At 67.9% G+C, this 4132-nt stretch carries 4 protein-coding genes and 1 tRNA gene; 3 read left to right on the forward strand and 2 right to left on the reverse strand.

Annotated elements, in window-relative coordinates:
* Positions 1 to 421 precede the first annotated feature (421 nt).
* Positions 422 to 495 (reverse strand) — tRNA-Gln (locus tag ACFE7K_RS15585).
* Between the two features lie 156 nt (positions 496 to 651).
* On the opposite strand from ACFE7K_RS15585, the gene ACFE7K_RS15590 reads away from it, so the two are divergent.
* From ACFE7K_RS15590 to ACFE7K_RS15600, 3 genes are all read left to right on the forward strand, one after another.
* On the forward strand, positions 652 to 1704 hold the full coding sequence (locus ACFE7K_RS15590) for a Ppx/GppA phosphatase family protein (RefSeq protein WP_375399110.1): 1053 nt from the start codon (positions 652 to 654) through the stop codon (positions 1702 to 1704).
* Positions 1705 to 1730: 26 nt separating this feature from the next.
* On the forward strand, positions 1731 to 2369 hold the full coding sequence (locus tag ACFE7K_RS15595) for an RlmE family RNA methyltransferase (RefSeq protein ID WP_375399111.1): 639 nt from the start codon (positions 1731 to 1733) through the stop codon (positions 2367 to 2369).
* A gap of 372 nt (positions 2370 to 2741) precedes the next feature.
* A complete protein-coding gene (locus tag ACFE7K_RS15600; RefSeq protein WP_375399112.1) occupies positions 2742 to 3593 on the forward strand; it encodes a hypothetical protein in 852 nt (283 codons plus the stop codon).
* A 192-nt stretch (positions 3594 to 3785) separates the two neighbouring features.
* Here ACFE7K_RS15600 and rpoZ read toward each other — a convergent pair whose 3' ends face one another.
* Positions 3786 to 4130: a DNA-directed RNA polymerase subunit omega gene (rpoZ, locus tag ACFE7K_RS15605; RefSeq protein ID WP_375399113.1), complete on the reverse strand. Its 345-nt coding sequence runs from the start codon at positions 4128 to 4130 to the stop codon at positions 3786 to 3788.
* Positions 4131 to 4132: the final 2 nt, after the last annotated feature.

Here is a 4132-nt window from a genome sequence, read left to right on the forward strand (position 1 = left end):
TCATAGCCCCTTCCTCTCAGGAGTTAGGGCCTCCGACAAACCCGGGGCGGTTCATCACGCGTGCTCAGACTTCCCCCGAACGGATGGGACCGAGTTGGTGGGGCTATGAGGCAGGGATTGCTTCTGGACTGCTCGGACGAAGCGACGAGGCGCGCCGCTTCTTGCATGGGCTCACCGATGATCGGGTGATCGAGCGGGCTGCTCCCCTACTGCCACTCGTCGGTAGGCCAGACGCGTTCAGGAGTGCGGTGAACCATTTTGTCGCAGAGGAACGCGCGAGGCTGAAACTCGCGGCGCTTGAACAACCCCTGTTTTAACGACCCTATGAGGGGTTTGCGGATTGCCACGCTATTAACCTGCCGCCCACGTCAGAACTCACCGTTCAGACATTAGGTGCGTTTGCTACCTAATACCGAAAGCCTGGATGCCCCGTGAGGATTCGAACCTCAATTGACGGAGTCAGAGTCCGTAGTCTTACCTTTAGACGACGGGGCAACAGGCGCGCGGCAGTTAGGCGGCGCGCCGGACCGGGTCAAGCCGATTGCGCCATACCGAGCCTCGGCTTGTCGGATCGCCGGGGTTGCGCTACGCCTGCGGCCAAGCAGCGGGGGGCGTAGGGCGCCGGGCCGCCAGAGCATAAGCGATATCGGCATGGGGGATCGTTCCGCCAATATGCCGTACCGGTCCGGCGACGTCTCCGAGAGAGCGGTCGGGACCCGTCCGGCCGAAGACACCAGGAGACCCTGGCCCGCCGCGCCGCATTATGCCGCGCTTGACCTGGGTACCAACAATTGCCGGCTGTTGATCGCGCGGCCGCGGCAGGATGGCTTTGCCGTTGTCGACGCCTTTTCGCGGATCGTCCGGCTGGGCGAGGGGCTGGCCGCGAGCGGGCGACTGTCCGACGCCGCGATCGACCGCACCATCGCCGCGCTCACCGTCTGCGCCGACAAGCTGCGACGCCGCAATGTGACCGTCGCGCGCTCGGTCGCCACCGAAGCCTGCCGCCGCGCCGCCAACGGCGCCGCGTTCATCGAGCGTGCCTATGCCGAAACCGGCATCCGGCTCGACATCATTTCCGCCGAAGAGGAGGCGCGGCTGGCGGTGCTCGGCTGCCACGCGTTGATCGAGCCCGGCGACGGCCCCGCGCTGGTTTTCGACATCGGCGGGGGATCGACCGAACTGGTGCTGGTCGATGCGTCGGGCGGCGAGCCGCGCGTGCTCGACTGGCACAGCGCGCCCTGGGGCGTGGTGTCGCTGACCGAATGCGCCGGGGGCGGCGCCACCGCCGAGCAACGCCGCGACGCCTATGCGCGGATGCGTGCGCTGGCCGACGAAAGCTTCGCGCCGTTCGCCGCGCGCCTGCCGCGGGCCGTCGCGCGGCCGCGCCTGCTCGGCACCAGCGGCACGGTGACGACGCTGGCCAGCGTCCACCTCCAGCTCGACCATTATGACCGCTCGCGGATCGATGGCCTGATCGTGCCGGCGGCTTCCATGCGCCGGATCAGCAGCGAGCTGTCGACGATGGCGATCACCGACCGCGCGCGGCTGGCGTGCATCGGAACCGAGCGCGCCGACTTGGTCGTCGCCGGGTGCGCCATCCTGGAGTCGATCCTCGACATCTGGCCGGCCGAGCGGCTGGGCGTCGCCGACCGCGGGATTCGCGAGGGCATCCTGCGCCGCCTGATGGGGGCCGAGCGCCCTTGAGGGGCGGCGGCGGCGGCCATGTCCGCGTGCGCACCGCGCGCGGGCGCACCGCGCAATCCCAGCGCTGGCTCGAACGCCAGCTCAACGACCCCTATGTCAAGCGCGCCCGGGCGGACGGCTATCGCAGCCGTGCCGCCTACAAGCTGACGGAGCTCGACGAGAAGTTCGCCTTTCTCAAGGGCGCAAAGCATGTGGTCGATCTCGGCATCGCGCCGGGCGGCTGGGCGCAGGTGGTGCGGCGGACGATTCCCAGGGCGAGCGTGGTCGGCATCGACCTGTTGCCGGTCGATCCGATCGACGGCGTTACCATCCTCCAGATGGACTTCATGGCCGATGTCGCGCCCGCCCAGCTGATCGCGGAACTCGGCGGCGCGCCCGACCTGGTCCTGTCGGACATGGCGGCCAACACCGTCGGCCATCCGCAGACCGACGCCTTGCGCACGATGGCGCTGGTCGAGGCGGCTTTGGCCTTTGCGATCGACATGCTCGAACCCGGCGGCACGTTCGTGTCGAAGGTGTTCGCCGGCGGCGCCGATTCGGCGCTGGTCGCCGAGATGAAGCGCAATTTCGCGACGGTGAAGCACGCCAAGCCGCCGGCCAGCCGCAAGGGGAGCGTGGAATGGTTCGTGGTGGCGCAGGGGTTCAAGGGCCGCGCAGCGGAATAGCCGCGCTATGCTTTAATCCGCGGCCTCGTGCTGCTCCTCAAGCGCCCGAAATCGGTGCGTCGAGCGCCGCCGCCAGCTTGCGCCGCGTGGCTTGCGAGCCATAGCCGCCCGCTTCGGCGAGCTATTCTACCTTCGCCACAATTCTGACGGCCGTCTTGCGATCCATTCGCCGGAGCATCGTCAACGCCCCGCGGCTATAGCTGACCGCTATCGGCACAGGCACGCTCTATAACAAAACTATACTTGCAAGTCTGATTCGATTTAGAAGTACGCTCGCTGCGCGGCTCATCTGCTGATCTTTCGCACTCCGCTTACTGGATCTCATCCAAATTTACCTTCCAATGTAGGATTTCTTCTGGTCCATACTCGCGGATGAGCAACTCATCCGATCCCCGCGCCGCGCCGGGTTATGCGCCTGCCGTCACCGACGATGCCGATACCGCGCTCGATGCGCATGGCCACGATCCTGCCGCCTATGACTGGGTACCGGTCTTGCGAAAACCGCGCGCCGATGGCTGGTCGCCGCAGCGCCAGCGCGCGTTCATCGGCGAGCTGGCCGATTGCGGCAGCGTCGCGGCCGCCGCGCAGCAGGTCGGCATGTCGGCGTCGTCCGCCTACAAATTGCGGCGCTCGCGCGAGGGCGCGGCATTCGCCGCCGCCTGGGACGCGGCGATCCGGCAGGCCGCGCACGCCCTGGTCGATGCCGCGTTCGAGCGCGCGATCAACGGATCGGAAGAGCCGGTCTATGGCCGCGACGGGCAGGTCGTCGGACGCCGGTTCCGCCAGAGCGACGGGCTGATGATGTTCCTGCTCCGCAAGCATTTCCCCGAGCGCTATGGTGACTTCGGCCGCGACCGTCCTGAAACCCAGAGTGCGCCGCCGGTGATCGCGGTGGCGGAAACGATGATCGCGCTCGGCCCGGTACAGCCCGCCGCTCCCGCCGCGCTGATGAGTCCCGAGGATGCCGCAATGCGGTTCGATATCGCCGATCAGCTCGATGGCGAACTACCGCGCTGGTCGCGGCAGGACGGTGGCGGCCAGCGCGACCTGGGGGTGCTGGAGCCGGATGCCGCGTTCGAGGAAGCATTGGCGGCGGCCAAGCGCGCGGCCAATCCCAAAGGCTATGCCGCCGCGGACGCGCGGACCGCGGCACGCGAACGGGACGAAGCGGAGGCCCGCGAGCGCGGGGCGCGCCGCCGCCGCCCACCTCCTGCGATACCGTGACTTTTCGTGAACTTTGGCCGCGTGACCGCCCGGCGAACTAGGGTGCAGACCCCGTGAACTTCGGTGAACTTTGGGGGCGATCCATGACGCAAGCTTCGCCGCGGCAAAGCCGCGTCGTCGGTCGGGTCTGCGACCCGCCGGCGGCGCTCGGCTGGAGCCGGATTTAGCTGGCGCTAAATGCGGGCCTCGTGCTCACCCCTCATAATCCCCGCCCAGATTCTGGTTGCGCGGCGGCGCCGCGGCGGTCAGGCGCAGCGCCTCGGCCGATTGCGACAGCGATCCGACCGCGTCGGGCGTGTCGTCATCGTCGACCTGGACCTTCTGCATCGCCGAGACGACGGCATCCTCAAGCTCGTCGGGACGCACGGTTTCCTCGGCGATCTCGCGCAGTGCGACGACCGGGTTCTTGTCCCGATCGCGATCGATCGTCAGGTCGGCGCCGCCCGAAATCTGCCGCGCGCGCTGGGCCGCGAACAATACCAGGTCGAACCGGTTGGAAACCTTGTCGACGCAATCCTCGACAGTGACGCGCGCCATGG

It is taken from the genome of uncultured Sphingomonas sp., from assembly GCF_964244265.1.
Lineage (GTDB): Bacteria > Pseudomonadota > Alphaproteobacteria > Sphingomonadales > Sphingomonadaceae > Sphingomonas.